A 14,414-nucleotide genomic window follows, 5' to 3' on the forward strand; every position below is an offset into this window, starting at 1 on the left:
GCGGGCGACACCCCCACTCTAGGAGCTTGTGAACGTGAGAACAAAATCGGCGACGGCGCCCATGACAGACGTCACGTCGAAACTCACGCCGTTGTCAAGGCCTTCTTCAGCCTGACCGGGTCGACCCGCCAGAAGTCGTGCTGCCGGCCGTCGACGAAGGTGACCGGGATCTGTTCGCCGTACTCGCGGAACAGCTCGGGGTCGGTGGTGATGTCGACCTCGGTCCAGCCCACCCCGAGTTCGGCGCAGACCGCGGCGACGATCGCCTGGGCGTCCTCGCAGAGATGACAGCCGGGCTTGCCGTACAAGGTGACCCGCGGCTCGCTCACCGGTCCGCCTCCCGGAGCCGGCCCTTCGCGACCTTGCCGGTGACCGAGTGCGGCAGGTGGTCGACCACCTCGATCTCGACCGGGCACTTGAACCGGGCCAGCCGTTGCGCGGCGTACGCGCGGACCTCGTCGAGGTCGATCGCCGCACCGGTGGCCGGGACGAGGAACGCCTTCACCGCTTCGCCGGTCTCCTCGGACGGTACGCCGATCACCGCGGCCTCGCGGACGCCGGGAGCGCCGACCAGGACCTCCTCGACCTCGCTCGGGAAGACGTTGAAGCCACTGACGATGACGAGCTCGCGGAGCCGGTCGACCAGGTAGAGGTCGCCGTCGGCGTCCAGGTAGCCGACGTCGCCGGTGCGGTACCAGCCGTCGGCGTCCGGGCCGCCGGAGCCGTCGGGCCAGTAGCCGGAGAACAGGTTCTGGCCGCGGACCAGGATCTCGCCCGGGTCGTCTCCCTCAACGTCCTCGCCCCGCTCGTCGGCGATCCGCAGGTCCACGCCGGGCAGCGGGCGGCCGACCGATCCGAGCTTCGGCGAGTCCTCGCCGAGCGTGGTGGTGACGCCCGGAGACGCCTCGGTCAGGCCGTAGCCCTGGTGCACGAACAGCCCGGTGGCCTCCTCGAACCGGGCGGCCAGCGAACGGTCGAGGATGGACGCGCCGGTGAGCACGACCTTGACCGAGGCGAGCCGCTCGCGCAGGTCGTCGCGGGCGAGCAGCGCGTGCAGGGCCGGCGGGGCGAGCGGTAGCCGCGTCACGGCGTACCGGCTGATCAGGTCGACGGTGCCGGTGGAGTCGAAGCGCTGGTCGATGACGAGCGCGGCGCCGGTCGCGATCGCCCAGCCGAGTACGGCGTTCAGGCCGAAGGCGTGGAACATCGGGAGTACGCCGAGCACGACGTCCTCGGGACCCATCCGGTCCTCGCCGAGGCCGGCCAGATTCTCGACATTGGCGGCCAGCGCGCGGTGCGTGAGCATCGCGGCGCGCGGCTCTCCGCTCGTGCCCGAGGTGTAGAGCAGGACCGCGAGGCTCTCCGGGTCGGTCCGCAGCGACAACGGAGCGTGACCGGCGAGCTCGCCGGCACGGATCACCTTGACGCCCTCGACCTTGGCCGCGAGGTCTCCGTCGGCGACCACCAGCCGGGCGCCGGAGTGCTTCACGACGTTGCCGATCTCGGGCTTGGTGAGGCCGGTGTTCAGCGGTACGGCGACCAGGCCGGCGCGCAGACATCCCAAGTAGGACGTGACGAACTCGATGCTGTTGGCCATCAACAGCACCACCCGGTATCCGGGCACCAGACCAGCCGCGGCGTACCCCTGAGCGGCCCGCTCGACGGCCTCGTCGAGCTCGCTCCAGGTCAGTCGCCGGTCACCGTCGACCAGCGCGAGACGCTCCCCATGACGTCGCGCTGTGTCACGAAGAACATCCGCGAAGTTGAAGTTCACCAGGCGAGTCTGTCATGTTCCCGTTAAGGTGCTCAGGGTGACTCGGGACCTACGGGCTCGGTCCGTGCTGGCCGGTGAGGCCAGTGCGGCCGCGGCTGAACTGGAAGCCGCGTTGGCGACCCCGCCGGTCAGCCACGCCGCCGCGTTCTTCGACGTCGACAACACGCTGCTGCAGGGCGCCTCGGTGTACCACCTGGCGCGAGGTCTGTACCGGCGCCGGTTCTTCACCTTCGGCGAGATCGCCGGCAAAGCCTGGCAGCAACTCGCCTTCCGGCTCCGCGGCGAGACCCCCGAGTCGGTCGACAAGGCCCGCTCGGCGGCGCTGTCGTTCATCGCCGGCCACCGGGTCTCGGAAGTGAAGATCCTGGTCGAGGAAATTTTCGACGAACTGATGGCGGACAGGATCTGGCCGGGGACCAAAGCGCTGGCGCAGCGGCACCTGGACGCCGGCGAACGGGTCTGGCTGGTCACCGCGGCACCGGTCGAGGTGGCCCACGTGCTGGCCCGCCGGCTCGGGCTGACCGGCGCGCTGGGGACGGTTGCAGCGCAGAGTGACGGGGTCTATACAGGTGTACTCGTGGGCGATATTCTGCACGGCCCGGCCAAGGCGGAAGCCGTCCGGGCACTGGCCGCGCACGAGGGGCTCGACCTGACCGCGTGCTCGGCGTACTCGGACTCGGTGAACGACTTGCCGATGCTGGAAATGGTGGGGAATCCGTGGGCGATCAATCCTGACGGCAGGCTGCGGCGGCATGCCGAGGTGGCCGGCTGGCAGGTCCGGGACTACCGGACCGGACGGAAGGCGACGCGCCTCGCCCTGTTGACAGCCGGTGCTTCAGGCGTAACGCTCGGTGCTGTCTCAGCCGCTGTGGCCATCCAACGATGTCTCAGTCGCGGATGTGCCAGTCGTAGACGTGTCAGTTGAAACGGGGAGAGATCTTGACGACGCCGGAGCCGAGCCCGGACGGGATGAGACGTGCGGAGCTCGTCGATCGCGCCCAGGCTGGAGACGTCGGTGCATTCGGGGAGCTGTACGACGAGTACTCGCTCACCGTCTATCGCTACATCTACGCGCGGGTGTCTTCCTCGGCGCTGGCCGAGGACCTGACCAGCGAGACGTTCGTCCGGGCGCTGCGCGCGCTGGACTCGTTCCGCTGGCAGGGCCGGGACTTCGGTGCCTGGCTGGTGACGATCGCCCGCAACCTGATCACCGACCACTACAAGTCGGGCCGGGTCCGGCTCGAGGTGGTCACCGACGAGATCGAGACGCACGACCGGCAGACCGAGGGGCCGGAGGTCGACGTACTGGCCGCCGCGACCGCCGAGGTGCTGCGGGACGCCGTCGCGGCCTTGCCGGACGAGCAGCGCGACTGCCTGACCATGCGGTTTTTCGCGGGTCTGTCGATCGCCGAAACGGCCAAGGCGCTGGAGAAGTCCGAAGGCGCGGTCAAGCAACTGCAGTTGAGGGCCGTCAGACACCTGGCGAAGGTAATCCCCAAGGACTTGAGGTGAGACGGATGGCAACGAATGTCTTCCGTAACCAGTCAGGGAGTTTCCTCGTTTGCCTGGTGAGGACCTGTCGGTGACCCCGACTGGACCATTGAGGAGAACGAGAACTCATGAGTGACCTAACCAGGGCTCGAGCGCGCGCGGATGCTTTCGCGCACGCCGTCGATCACGGGCCCCGTCACTCTTCGCGATTGAGCGATGACCCTGAGTTGCTGGAAGCTGTGGAACTGGCCGGGCGCCTGAGGACCGCCGGGGCAGTCGCACCGCGACCGGAGTTCAGTGCCGAACTGAGGCACCGTCTGCTGGAGCAGGCGGCGGCCCGGGCGGCAACGACTCCGACCGTGGTACACAGCTCGCCGGACAGCGAGGAGGACTTGCCGCCCCGCGAGGACGACGAGGCGTCCGTGACACCGATCCGTCATCGCCCCGGCCGGAGGATCCGGCTGGTGGCGAGCACCGCCGCACTCGTCCTGCTCGGAGGTGGCATCGGTTCCGCTGCCGCCGCCCAGCAGGCGATGCCCGGCGACACGCTGTACGGGATGAAACGCAGCATCGAGAACGTCTCGACCAACGTCAGCGTCGGGGACGACTCCCGCGGCCGGCGTGATCTCGAGCACGCGATGACCAGGCTGTCCGAAGTGGACGCGCTGGTGTCGAACGGCGGCGACGCGGCCGCCATCGACAGCACGCTCGTCCTGTTCTCGCAGCAGGCCCGCAAGGGTGTGTCCCGGCTCGTCGCGTCGTACCAGCAGGACGACGACCCCAGCTCGATCACGGCGATCACGACGTTCATCACCAGCGCCCGCCAGGCCATCGGTGAGCTCGCTCCGAAGTTGCCGCCCGAGTCGCTGAAGTCGGCCGTGGAAGCGATCGCGACGATCGAGGAACTGACCCGGCACACCACGCTGGCCTGCCCCAAGTGCGACCAGCCCAAGCCGGCGAAGAACTCGGTCCAGCCGAGCACGGAGCAACAGCCCGCGCCCGGTCAGCCGTCCGACCCGGAGGACCCGATCAAGTCGGGTCCGGTCGTACCGTCGGCCAAGACCAGCCCGAGCACGAGCGCCAAGCCGAGTACGGCACCGACCCAGGTGCCGGACACCACGAAGGTCGAGGAGCGGAACACGACGCAGCCCACCAAGCTGCTGACCCCGCCCGCGAACAAACCGACCGGGTCCCCGACTGTGACGCCGTCCAAGCCCCCGGTTCCGACCCTGCCAACCCCGGGAACGCCGAGCTGGCCCTGGCCGTTCCCCAGCCTGAGCCTGCCGTTGCCGACGATCAATTTGCCCGGCGTGGTCCAGACTCTGCTGCCTCCTTGGAAGTAGTAGCACCACCTCTTTGAAGAGCCCCGGTTCGCTTCGGCGACCGGGGCTCTTTGCTTGGGCCGGGGCTGGGGGTTTGAGCTGCTGGCGGCCGAGCGGTGGGGCCGCCTGGTTCCGGGCCGCCAGCTCTGCGCGCCGGTTCCGGGCCGCCGACTCCGCGCGCCGGGTCCGCCGAGTTCCGGGCGCCGGGTCCGCCGAGTTCCGGGCGCCGGGTCCGCCGAGTTCCGGGCGCCGGGTCCGCCGAGTTCTGGGCGCCGGGTCCGGCTGCCGGCTCCGCGCGCCGGGCCGGGCGTCCGGTTCCGCGCCGCCGACTCCGTGTGCCGGCTCCGGGGCGCCGGTTCGCCGGCTCGTGTCAGGGCGCGTTTCTGCCGACCGAACAGCGCGGATCGCGATCGAGGCGCCGCCGCGCGCCCGTTCCGGCCGCTGGCGCCAGTCCGTCGGTCCCGCCCGCGCCGGACCCGGCACTTCGGACAAGCAGCGGGCACAGCACACACGTCAGACCCTGACCGCGGTCCCGGCCCGATGTCCGCAGTTCGAGTCCAGCTCCTTTTGGCCGGGCCCCGGGATTGCATGCGGGGCCCAGGATGGCGAGGGCGGTCTCGAGGCCGATCCGGGACCTCGGACAGGAAACGGCGAGCGCGCACAGGTCACATCCCGAACTCGGTCCCAGCGGGATGTCCGCAGTGTGCGTCCAGCCCCGAGGGCTATCCCGGGACGGTGGCGGGTGTCCCAGGATCTTGTCTGGAGCCCGGGAGGGTGACCGGGTGCCTGGCTCGTGTCGGGTGCCTGGCTCGTGTCGGGTACCGGGAGCGTGTCGGGTGCCGAGCTCTGTCCGGGCCGGGAGGGTGACCGGGGTGCCGGGATGTTGTCGGGGCCGGGAGGGTGAGCGGGTGCCGGGGTCCTGTCCGGGGCCGGGAGGTGACCGGGTGCCGGGATCTGTCGGGTGCCGAGCTCGTGTTCGGGCCGGAGGGCGACCGGCGGGCCGGGATCGTACGGGCGGTCCCGTGATGTTGTGTGCGCGGTCAGAATAGGGCGGCGAGCCAGGTTTCGCGGTTGGCTTCTATGTAGTCCGCGGCTGGGCCCCAGTGGTTGGCGTGGCCCTCGGCGTGTAGGCGGGCCCAGGGTTGTTCTCCGGTTTGGGCGCCTCGTTGCAGGAGGTCGTACATGCCTCGGGTGTGGGCGGCGATTGCGGCGGGGAGTTCGCGGCGATGGGCTTGGTCGAGGTCGTAGCCGTCGGTTAGGGCTCGGAGGCGGGGGGCGTCGTGGGCGGGGACACCGTTGGGGAGCAGCGGGACGAAGCCGTGGGCGGCGTAGGCGAGGTCCCAGAGCGGGGAGCCGGGGCCGGCGCCGTCCCAGTCGATGAAGACCCAGCGGTCGTCGTTGATCACGAGGTTCCAGGGCGCGAGGTCGTGGTGGCAGATCAGCCGGCCGCCGGTGGGGTCGGGGATCGCCACGTCCCAGGGGAGCTCGGGCGGGTCGAACGTCGTCATCGCGTCGTGCAGCGCGCGGATCAGGCCGCCGAGTCGGTGCAGTTGCCCGGTGCTGAACGGGGGCAGCGTGTCGGCGAGTACGCCGGGGATGTACTCCAGCACGTGCCGGCCTTGGTCGTCGCGCCCGAGCGTTCGCGGCGATGCCGGGAAGCCGACCTGCTGCAGGTGTGTGAGGACGGCCTCGACGCCCGCGGTGGCAGCAGTGGCTGGTTTGCGCACTGTCGAGCCGACCCGGACGACGCCGACAGCGACGTTGCCCCCGGTCAAGGGATGCTCGACGGCGCTCATCGCGACGGGTCAGAAGAAGACGCTGCGGCGTTGCATGAGCAGCGCGTACAAGGTCTGCTGGATGGTTTCGCGGACCTGGTCGGTGACGTTGAAGACCAGCATCGGGTCGTCGGCAGCGCCCTCGGGGAACTCGTCGGTGCGGATCGGCTCGCCGAATTCGATCAGCCACTTCGACGGCAGCGGGATCAGCCCGAGCGGGCCGAGCAGTGGGAAGAACGGCGTGACCGGGATGTACGGGACACCGAGCAGACGAGCCAGGGAGGCGATGTTGCCGACCAGCGGATAGATCTCCTCGGCGCCGACGATCGAGCACGGCACGATCGGTACGCCGGTCCGCATGGCCGCGCTGACGAAACCGCCGCGGCCGAAGCGCTGCAGCTTGTACCGCTCGCTGAACGGCTTGCCGAGTCCCTTGAAGCCCTCCGGCCAGACGCCGACCAGATTGCCCTCACGCAACAGCCGCTCGGCGTCGTCGTTGCTCGCCAGCGTCGCGCCACCCTTGCGGGCCAGCTCACCGACGAACGGCGTACGGAAGACCAGGTCAGCCGCGAGCGTGCGCAGCGGGCGATTGGTGTGGTCGGCAACAACCAACTGGGTGATCAGACCGTCCAGCGGCATGGTGCCCGAGTGGTTCGCGACGATCAGCGCGCTGCCGGTGTCCGGGATGTTCTCGATGCCGCGCACCTCGACCCGGAACCACTTCTCCGCCAGCGGCCGCAGCCCCGACAGCAGCACCTGGTCGGTCAGCTCGGGGTCGTAGCCGAACTCGTCGACCTCGTACTGCCCGGTGAGTCGCCGGCGCAGGAACGCCAGCCACTCCGCGACCTTGCGCTCCCCCGCCTCGCCGAACATGTCCCGGACCAACTGCTCGAAGCCGGCGAAGTCGGGGAGCTCGTCGACAGCCGGCTGCTCGGCGGCGGGACCGTCGATCACGTCGTCCGGTTCGGGCTGCGGGTCCGGCTCGGGCTTCTTGTAGTTCTTGCCGGCCAGCGAGCGCGCCGCGGCCGACGGCGTCGTACGGCGGGCGCTGCCGCGGCCGGGCCGTCCGCCGGAGCCGATCGGGATGACGTCGGCGTCAGCCACGCAGTGCCCCCAGTCCGGCCGTCAGCAGCCTCGAAGCGGTGGTCACCGCGCCGGGGCCGAGTGCGGCGCGGAAGTCGTCGAAGGCTTCGGCGGTCGTGTACCGGGGCGCGAAGCCGAACTCGGTGCGCATCCGGGTCGTGTCCACCGCGCGGCCGTAGGTCAGGAAGGTGATCTGGTCCGGCGAGAAGTCGGCCAGCCGCGCCCGGCGCACGACGGCGGCCGTGCTCGACGCGGTGAAGGAAGGGAGCCGGACGACCGGACGGCCGAGCCGGCGGATCGCCTGGGACAGCACCAGTACGCCGTCGCCGGCCAGGTTGAACGTGCCCGGCAGGTCCTCGACGGTGGCGTGATGGATCGCCTCGACGCCGTCGCTCTCGTGCAGGAACTGCAGGCGGGCGTCGTACCCGAGCACAGTGGGGACCACCGGGAGTGCGAAGTACCGGGTGATCGGGGAGTCGGTCTGCGGACCGATCCAGTTGGCCATCCGCAGCGTGCTGACGGTCACGTCGGGGCGGCGCCGGGCGAACCCGCGCACGTAGCCCTCGACCTCGACGGCGTCCTTGCTCAACCCGGTCTGGTGGATCGCCCTCGGCGCCATCTCCTCGGTGAACATCGCGGGGTCGCGGGGACCCGCGCCGTACACCGTGGTCGACGACTTGACCACCAGCTTGCGCAGCCCGGGCGCCTTCTGGCACGCGGCGAGCAGCTGCATGGTGCCGATGACGTTGATCTCCTTCATCGACGACCGGCCACCGGCGCTGCCAGGGGTCGCGACCACGCCCGTGTGGACGACAGTGTCGACGTCCTCACCGGCAATGACCTTGGCGATCACGGGGTTGCGAATGTCCGCCCGGACGAACCGGACGCGGCCGAGCTCGGCCCGGGGCGGGACCACGTCGATCCCGATCACGGTCTCGATGGACGGGTCCGCGGCCAGTCGCCGCGCACACCGAGCACCGGCGTCCCGGGAGACGCCGGTCACCATCACCACCTGTGCCACGAGTGACCCCCAGCCAGACAGCAACCCACACAGCCGCTCTGGTGACCAGAGCGGCTCGAACTGCTTACTTGCCGAGCTTGCGGCGCTGCACCCGCGTCTTCTTCAGCAGCTTGCGGTGCTTCTTCTTCGCCATCCGCTTACGGCGCTTCTTGATAACCGAACCCACAGTTGGACCTTCCAAACATAAAGAGAGCGTCGGCAAAGCCTACCCGCAAGTGTGCTTGTGCACCTAAGTGAGGGGTAGGAACCAGGAATGAGAGCACGTTACAACGGAGTCGCCAGCTGGTACGCCGCGCGCAGTGTGAACTGGGCCGAGGACAATCGGGAGGACCTGCTCGGGCTGCTCGGGCCGGGCGAAGGGCGGCGGTGCCTGGACCTCGGGTGCGGGACCGGCAACTACTTCGGCCTGATCGCGGAGACCGGTCGCCGGGTGGTCGGCCTGGACCGTTCGTCGGACCAGTTGCGGTTCGCGCGGGAGAAGGGCGACGTGCCGCTGGTGGAGAGCGACTCCGCGCGGCTGCCGTTCGCGGCGGGCAGTTTCGACGACGTGCTGGCGCTGTGGATCTCGACCGATCTCGACGACTTCGGCGGGACCCTGCGGGAGATCGCGCGAGTCCTGCGGCCCGGCGGGTTCTGCTACTTCTACGGCGCCCACCCGTGCTTCAACGGGCCGCACGTGGAGTACCAGGACGACGGCGGCCGGCTCGCGCACCCGACGTACCGGCAGTCGGGCTGGCACGAACCGTCGGCATGGTGGGGCGGCGACGGAATTCGCGCGACGGTCGGGATGCGGCACATCCCGTTGGCCGAGTTCCTCAACGCGTTCCTCACGGCGGGGCTCGTGCTCGACCAGGTCGTCGAACCGGACAGCGGCCCGGTGCCGGCGGCGTTGGCAGTCCGGGCCCGGCTCGCTGCCTAGCGTGTCGGGGCCAGGTGCTCCCAGGTGAGCAACACCAGGTCGCGGCCCTTGTCCATCAGCTTGGTCGGCGGCAGGTCGGTGAGCGTGTAGCCGGTGCGCTTGGCGACCGAGATGCTGGCCTGGTTGTCCGGCTCGATCTCCAGCATCACCCGCGGCAGCTCGAGCTCGTCGTGCGCGTAGGCGGTCAGCAGAGCCAGTGCGCGCACGGCGAGCCCCTGCCCGCGATGCGCCGGCCCTACCGCGTACCCGAGGGAGCTCGTCTTCTGGTTCACCATCACCTCGCCGAGCGGCTGTTCGCCATCGGTGGTGATGGCGAGGTGCAGCCGCCCGTTGTCGGTGTGCGCGGCGTCGTAGTACGCCTCGGCCGCGGCCAGGTCGAACGGTGCGCGCAGCGGCGTCCAGTACGCGACCTCCGGGTCGTCGAACAGCTCGGACATCGCGGCCAGGTCACCGCGCTCCCACTCCCGCAGCACCAGCCCGTCCCCCGCGATCCGCACCCCGGGACCGCCGTACCTGATCGTCATACGACTCAGTGTCCAGTACGGCGGGTTCGCAGGCGATCGAGAACGTCGGCCACTGAACCGAGCGTGACCAAGCCACTACCGGCAGCCAGTTCGGCGCGGGCCGGCTCGAGTGCGCGAGCGGCCCGGTCCATCGCCGATTTGTTGCTGAAGGCAAGGGATGCTTCGGCGACGAGGACCCAGAGCAGCTCCTGCAGGAGGTCCTGCGGCGGATCCGGTACGGCGTCGAGCCCTTCGCCGTCGAAGAGCAGTCGCACCCAGGGCTCGTACGGCCCGTAGTCCGCATCGGGATCCAGCGGCCGGCCCTCGCGAAGTCGCACGGTCAGCACCGCGAGCGGCAGCAAACCCCTTTGCACACCAGGCATTCCGGCACCGTCGAGCAGCTTCGCGACCTCGCGGTACGCGGCCTCGCCGGGATCGCGCAGTACGCCGTACCAGCGGGTGAAGACGGCGACCAGCGGGGTCTCGTGCTTGGCCGCGAGGCGATCCGCGGCGGCCGCGTGGGCGTCGGCGGACTCGAAGTCGCCGAGGGCGCTGAGGGCTTGGATGCGGATGAGGTGACCGAGGACTTCGTACGTGACGAGGCCGTGGCGGCCGGCCAAATCGATCAGCTCGGCGCCGATCGCGTCGCGTTCCGGCGCGAGGCCGGTGCGGTGGAAGGTCTGCAGGAACAGGCCGTTGAGGGCAAAGGCGAGCACGCCGGGGTCGTCGAGCCCGCGGGCGATCTCGACAGCTCGAAGAGCCGCGGCGCGGGCGCGAGACGACCCGCTCCCCCGCGACTCCATGGCGATCGTCGCCAGCAAGCGAGCTTGCACCGGCGCCGCGAGCCCGCCGGTCGCGGCGAGGGTGCGCTCAGCCGCGGCGACGACCGCGGCGGCCTGTTGCTCGTCGTCGGAGCGGGTCCAGATGGCGGGAACGTCGTAGGCGCCGATCACCCGCGCGGTCAGCTCGGGGTCACCGAGCTCCTCCGCGGCACTGATCGCCGTCAGTCGGTGTTCGCGAGAGGCGACCAGGCCGCTGCCTCCAGTGATCGCCAGACTCCGCAGCAACCCGACCGTCGACTCCAGCCGGGCCTTGGGCCCCACCCCCTGCTCGTACGCCGCCACGGCGCGGTCCCACACCGTCGCCTCCGGCGAGCCCGGTGGGGCGGCTGGCGCGACCAGCCGGGCGTCGCCCGTGTCCGGCGCCGACAGGCGGTCCGCTTGGCGCAAGATGTCCGTCTCCAACTGCCGAAGGTCCGGCCCGGGATCGACACCCAACTGACCCACCAGCAGAGATCGCGCACGCCGCAGCACCGCCAGAGCGTCCCCCTGCCGGCCGGATCGATACAGCGCGAGCGCGAGCAGCCGCCAGCCCTCCTCGCGCCACGGATGCTCGCTGACATGCGCGTCCAGATCAGGCACCGCCGCCGCGGCCCGTCCCGAGTCCACACGATCGGCGGCCAGCAACTCCACCGCCTGCAAACGAAGCTCGGTCAGCCGCGACCGCTCCGCCCGCGCCCACGGCTCATCCGGGAAGTCCGCGTACGCCGGCCCGCGCCACCACCCCAACGCTTCCTCGACCCCGGACGACGTCGCGACCGCGCGCTCGAACCGCCAGGCGTCCACCGCATCCGGCGCCAGCCGCAGCGCATAACCCGGACCGTCCGTGATCAGCACCCGAGGTTTGGCCCGGGCTTCCCGTTCCGGCTCCAGCGCCCGGCGCAGCGCGGCGACGAAGGTCCGCACCGCACTCACCGCTCCGGCCGGCGGAGCTGTCCACAGATCGTCGACCAGTACGCCGACCGGAACCACCCGCCCCCGCGCCACGATCAGCCGCGCCAGGACCGCGCGATGCCGCGGCCCCTTCAACGGAAGCGGTTCACCCTCGTTGTCCCAGGCAACAACCGGCCCTAGTACCCCGAACACCGGCTCGCCGCTCACGGGCTCCACGCTAGCGCTCATCGAATGCTCATCCGGGCCCGGCAGGCTTCCTGCGTACCGGAAACCAGCTTCCAGGAAGGCACCACCGATGAGCACCATCGCAGGATTCGACTACCACCGCGTCACCGTCGACGACGGGGTCGCGCTGACCGCGGCGATCGGCGGCAGCGGGAGCCCGATCGTGCTGCTGCACGGCTTCCCGCAGACGCACCTGATGTGGCGGCACGTCGCGGCCGACCTGGCCGCCGACCACACGGTGATCTGCCCCGACCTGCGCGGGTACGGCGCGAGCGACAAGCCGGCCGAGCTCGACGAGAACACCTACTCCAAGCGCACGATGGCCGCCGACATCGTCACGCTGGCGCGCGAGCTCGGCCACGAACGGTTCGCGCTCGCGGGGCACGACCGGGGTGCGCTGGTCGCGTTCCGGGCCGGACTCGACCACCCCGACGCGGTCACCCACCTGGCCAGTCTGGACGTGCTGCCGACGCTGGACATGTGGTCGGTGATGCAGGGCACGAGCGCCGCCGTCGGGTTCCACCTGTACCTGATGGCGCAGCCACCTGGTCTCGCGGAGACGATGATCGCCGCGAGCTCGGACGCGTTTTTCGGCTACTTCCTCGACCTGTGGGTGAAGGATCCGGCGGCGATCCCGGCGGACATCCGGACGGCGTACCTGGAGGCCTGCCGGAACGCCGTACCGTCGATCGTCGCCGACTACCGGGCCAGCGCGGGCATCGACGTACGGCACGACGAGCAGGATCTGGCGGCCGGCCGGAAGCTGGCGATGCCGGTCTCGGTCGTCCAGCAGGACTGGGGCAGCGCGCTCGGCTTCGACGCCGCCGCCCGCTGGCGCGCCTGGGCGCCGGACCTCGAGCACACCACCACGACCAGCGGCCACTTCATGGCCGAGGAGTCCCCGGCCGAGATCGCCAAGGTCCTGCGCGACCTGCTGACGCGCTGAGTCCGGGCACGGCGCAGCGGCCGGTCCCCGGGGGGATTCCGGCCGCTGTGCTTCTCGTGGTTATCCGGCCTGGAAGAAGGCGCCCTTGAGGTAGTCGTGCACCGCGTCCTCCGACACCCGGAACGACCGACCCACCCGCACCGCGGGCAGCTCGCCGGAGTGCACCAACCGGTACACCGTCATCTTGGACACGCGCATGGCCGTGGCGACTTCAGCCACGGTCAGGAACTTCACCTCGGCGAGCGGCTGCTCACCGCCGGACTTCTTTGATGCCATAACGCACCGCACTTCCAGCACGGATCGTGCGCCGGCTTCCCCTCCGGCACCTCCGCCCGTGCATGAACCGAGGGTAGTGGCTGATGGTACGAATGGGAAAGAGGGTGTCTGGTGGGACTCGCCCCGGCCCGCTGACCGGACGCCTCAGTACGTCGGATCGAGGCCGAGCAGCGGGAACGACGCGTCCCGGGTCGCCTTGATCGAGCGGTCCAGCCAGGTGTCGGGGTTGTAGCCGGTGGACCAGTCGGCGTACGAGCCGTCGTTGCCGTCGGTCATCCGGGACGGCGCGTACCGGGCGAACCGGATCTTGATCTCCTCGCGCCACGACTCCGGTACGGCGGTCGCCGGGTCGATCGGGTGCCCCGCGACGATCGCCAGCAAATGGGTCCAGGCGCGCGGGACGACCTCGATGATCGCGTAGCCGCCGCCTCCGGTGGCGACCCACTTGCCGCCGCACACCTCGTGCGCCAGGTCGTGCAGCGCCGCGTACGCCGCCCGCTGGCCGTCGACGGTCTTGGTCAGGTGGGCGAGCGGGTCCTCGACGTGCGAATCACAGCCGTGCTGGGTCACCAGTACGTCGGGCCGGAACGCCCTCACCACGTCGGGAACGATCGCGTGGAACGCCCGCAGCCAGCCGGCGTCACCCGTGCCCGGCGGAAGCGGGATGTTGACCGACATCCCCTCGGCGCCCGGGCCGCCGGTCTCCCCCGCCGTACCGGTGCCGGGGAAGAGGGTGGTCGGGGACTCGTGCAGGCTCACGGTGAGAACGCGCGGGTCGTCGTAGAAGACCGACTGGACGCCGTCGCCGTGGTGCACGTCGACATCGACGTACGCGACGCGCTCGGCGCCGTGGTCGAGCAGCCACTGGATCGCGATCGCGGGGTCGTTGTAGACGCAGAAGCCGCTCGCCTGGGCGCGCATCGCGTGGTGCAGGCCGCCGGCGATGTTCGCGGCGTGCAACGCCTCGCCTTCCCAGACCGCCCGGGCCGCCTCGACCGACGCGCCTGCCACATGAGCGGACGCCTCGTGCATCCCGCGGAAGCAGTAGGTGTCGTCGGTGCCGAGCCCGTGTTCGAGATCCGGTCTGTCGGGATCCTGGCCGGCCCGCTTCACCGCGGCGATGTACTCCGCCGTGTGCACGGTCCCCAGCAGCGCGTCGTCGGCCGTGGGCGCCGGGACCACCTTCAACTGGTCGAGCACCCCCAGCGCCCGCGCCAGCTTCACGGTCAGCTCCACCCGCACCGGACTCATCGGGTGCCCGTGCCCGAAGTCGTACGCCGTCAGGCCCTCGTCGAACACCAGCAACGCCTCACCACTCATGCCCCGACCTTAGCGGCGCGATGCCG

15 protein-coding genes are annotated in these 14,414 nt (G+C 70.5%); 5 read left to right on the forward strand and 10 right to left on the reverse strand.

The window, feature by feature from the left end; all coding sequences use genetic code 11:
* Positions 1 to 83 precede the first annotated feature (83 nt).
* Together ACQPXM_RS37340 and ACQPXM_RS37345 are read right to left on the reverse strand one after the other, a co-directional pair.
* The gene (locus ACQPXM_RS37340; protein WP_432942707.1) at positions 84 to 329 is read right to left on the reverse strand and encodes a glutaredoxin family protein; all 246 of its coding nucleotides are present in this window, start codon (positions 327 to 329) and stop codon (positions 84 to 86) included.
* Positions 326 to 1,774 (reverse strand): class I adenylate-forming enzyme family protein, encoded by a 1,449-nt coding sequence (locus tag ACQPXM_RS37345; protein WP_432942708.1) that lies wholly within the window; start codon positions 1,772 to 1,774, stop codon positions 326 to 328. The genes ACQPXM_RS37340 and ACQPXM_RS37345 overlap by 4 nt, the downstream gene beginning before the upstream one ends.
* 37 nt (positions 1,775 to 1,811) lie before the next feature.
* Between ACQPXM_RS37345 and ACQPXM_RS37350 the strand changes: the two genes are divergently transcribed.
* The 3 genes from ACQPXM_RS37350 (at position 1,812) to ACQPXM_RS37360 (ending at position 4,608) form a co-directional block, all read left to right on the forward strand.
* The gene (locus tag ACQPXM_RS37350; protein ID WP_432942709.1) at positions 1,812 to 2,699 is read left to right on the forward strand and encodes an HAD family hydrolase; all 888 of its coding nucleotides are present in this window, start codon (positions 1,812 to 1,814) and stop codon (positions 2,697 to 2,699) included.
* A gap of 44 nt (positions 2,700 to 2,743) precedes the next feature.
* Entirely contained in the window at positions 2,744 to 3,286 is a 543-nt protein-coding gene (locus tag ACQPXM_RS37355) for a sigma-70 family RNA polymerase sigma factor (protein ID WP_041289570.1), read from the forward strand.
* A gap of 188 nt (positions 3,287 to 3,474) precedes the next feature.
* Positions 3,475 to 4,608, forward strand: a complete 1,134-nt coding sequence (locus ACQPXM_RS37360) for a DUF5667 domain-containing protein (protein ID WP_432942710.1) — start codon at positions 3,475 to 3,477, stop codon at positions 4,606 to 4,608.
* Between the two features lie 1,019 nt (positions 4,609 to 5,627).
* On the opposite strand, the gene ACQPXM_RS37365 is transcribed toward ACQPXM_RS37360, so the two are convergent.
* The 4 genes from ACQPXM_RS37365 to ACQPXM_RS37380 all read right to left on the reverse strand — a co-directional run bounded on the left by ACQPXM_RS37365 (position 5,628) and on the right by ACQPXM_RS37380 (position 8,632).
* Positions 5,628 to 6,383, reverse strand: coding sequence for a phosphotransferase (locus tag ACQPXM_RS37365; protein WP_432942711.1), 756 nt, complete (start codon positions 6,381 to 6,383; stop codon positions 5,628 to 5,630).
* Positions 6,384 to 6,392: 9 nt separating this feature from the next.
* Positions 6,393 to 7,466, reverse strand: coding sequence for a lysophospholipid acyltransferase family protein (locus ACQPXM_RS37370; protein WP_432942712.1), 1,074 nt, complete (start codon positions 7,464 to 7,466; stop codon positions 6,393 to 6,395).
* Complete coding sequence (locus ACQPXM_RS37375) at positions 7,459 to 8,451, reverse strand: NAD-dependent epimerase/dehydratase family protein (protein ID WP_432951160.1); 993 nt, start codon at positions 8,449 to 8,451, stop codon at positions 7,459 to 7,461. Before ACQPXM_RS37375 ends, ACQPXM_RS37370 begins: the two co-directional genes overlap by 8 nt.
* 79 nt (positions 8,452 to 8,530) lie before the next feature.
* Positions 8,531 to 8,632 carry a 30S ribosomal protein bS22 gene (locus ACQPXM_RS37380; RefSeq protein ID WP_008356322.1) on the reverse strand — a complete coding sequence of 34 codons (102 nt, stop codon included), beginning with the start codon at positions 8,630 to 8,632 and terminating at the stop codon, positions 8,531 to 8,533.
* 87 nt (positions 8,633 to 8,719) lie between these two features.
* On the opposite strand from ACQPXM_RS37380, the gene ACQPXM_RS37385 reads away from it, so the two are divergent.
* Positions 8,720 to 9,385, forward strand: coding sequence for a class I SAM-dependent methyltransferase (locus ACQPXM_RS37385; protein ID WP_432942713.1), 666 nt, complete (start codon positions 8,720 to 8,722; stop codon positions 9,383 to 9,385).
* Here ACQPXM_RS37385 and ACQPXM_RS37390 read toward each other — a convergent pair.
* Positions 9,382 to 9,909, reverse strand: coding sequence for a GNAT family N-acetyltransferase (locus ACQPXM_RS37390; RefSeq protein WP_432942714.1), 528 nt, complete (start codon positions 9,907 to 9,909; stop codon positions 9,382 to 9,384). The genes ACQPXM_RS37385 and ACQPXM_RS37390 overlap by 4 nt on opposite strands.
* A gap of 5 nt (positions 9,910 to 9,914) precedes the next feature.
* Complete coding sequence (locus ACQPXM_RS37395; RefSeq protein WP_432942715.1) at positions 9,915 to 11,849, reverse strand: AfsR/SARP family transcriptional regulator; 1,935 nt, start codon at positions 11,847 to 11,849, stop codon at positions 9,915 to 9,917.
* Positions 11,850 to 11,916: 67 nt separating this feature from the next.
* Between ACQPXM_RS37395 and ACQPXM_RS37400 the strand changes: the two genes are divergently transcribed.
* On the forward strand, positions 11,917 to 12,792 hold the full coding sequence (locus ACQPXM_RS37400; protein WP_432942716.1) for an alpha/beta fold hydrolase: 876 nt from the start codon (positions 11,917 to 11,919) through the stop codon (positions 12,790 to 12,792).
* Positions 12,793 to 12,852: 60 nt separating this feature from the next.
* Here ACQPXM_RS37400 and ACQPXM_RS37405 read toward each other — a convergent pair whose 3' ends face one another.
* Both ACQPXM_RS37405 and ACQPXM_RS37410 read right to left on the reverse strand, forming a co-directional pair.
* Positions 12,853 to 13,068 (reverse strand): helix-turn-helix domain-containing protein, encoded by a 216-nt coding sequence (locus ACQPXM_RS37405; protein WP_012923942.1) that lies wholly within the window; start codon positions 13,066 to 13,068, stop codon positions 12,853 to 12,855.
* Positions 13,069 to 13,212: 144 nt separating this feature from the next.
* A complete protein-coding gene (locus ACQPXM_RS37410) occupies positions 13,213 to 14,388 on the reverse strand; it encodes an acetoin utilization protein AcuC (protein ID WP_432942717.1) in 1,176 nt (391 codons plus the stop codon).
* Between the last annotated feature and the right edge of the window lie 26 nt (positions 14,389 to 14,414).

This window comes from Kribbella sp. CA-253562 (genome assembly GCF_050942265.1).
Taxonomy (GTDB): domain Bacteria; phylum Actinomycetota; class Actinomycetes; order Propionibacteriales; family Kribbellaceae; genus Kribbella.

Bases quoted from the DNA above. Each gene is read 5' to 3' on its own strand.
- ACQPXM_RS37365 (WP_432942711.1), bottom strand. From the start codon at position 6,383: ATGAGCGCCGTCGAGCATCCCTTGACCGGGGGCAACGTCGCTGTCGGC.
- ACQPXM_RS37385 (WP_432942713.1), top strand. From the start codon at position 8,720: ATGAGAGCACGTTACAACGGAGTCGCCAGCTGGTACGCCGCGCGCAGT.
- ACQPXM_RS37405 (WP_012923942.1), bottom strand. From the start codon at position 13,068: ATGGCATCAAAGAAGTCCGGCGGTGAGCAGCCGCTCGCCGAGGTGAAG.
- ACQPXM_RS37355 (WP_041289570.1), top strand. From the start codon at position 2,744: ATGAGACGTGCGGAGCTCGTCGATCGCGCCCAGGCTGGAGACGTCGGT.
- ACQPXM_RS37400 (WP_432942716.1), top strand. From the start codon at position 11,917: ATGAGCACCATCGCAGGATTCGACTACCACCGCGTCACCGTCGACGAC.
- ACQPXM_RS37395 (WP_432942715.1), bottom strand. From the start codon at position 11,849: ATGAGCGCTAGCGTGGAGCCCGTGAGCGGCGAGCCGGTGTTCGGGGTA.
- ACQPXM_RS37390 (WP_432942714.1), bottom strand. From the start codon at position 9,909: ATGACGATCAGGTACGGCGGTCCCGGGGTGCGGATCGCGGGGGACGGG.
- ACQPXM_RS37410 (WP_432942717.1), bottom strand. From the start codon at position 14,388: ATGAGTGGTGAGGCGTTGCTGGTGTTCGACGAGGGCCTGACGGCGTAC.
- ACQPXM_RS37375 (WP_432951160.1), bottom strand. From the start codon at position 8,451: ATGGTGACCGGCGTCTCCCGGGACGCCGGTGCTCGGTGTGCGCGGCGA.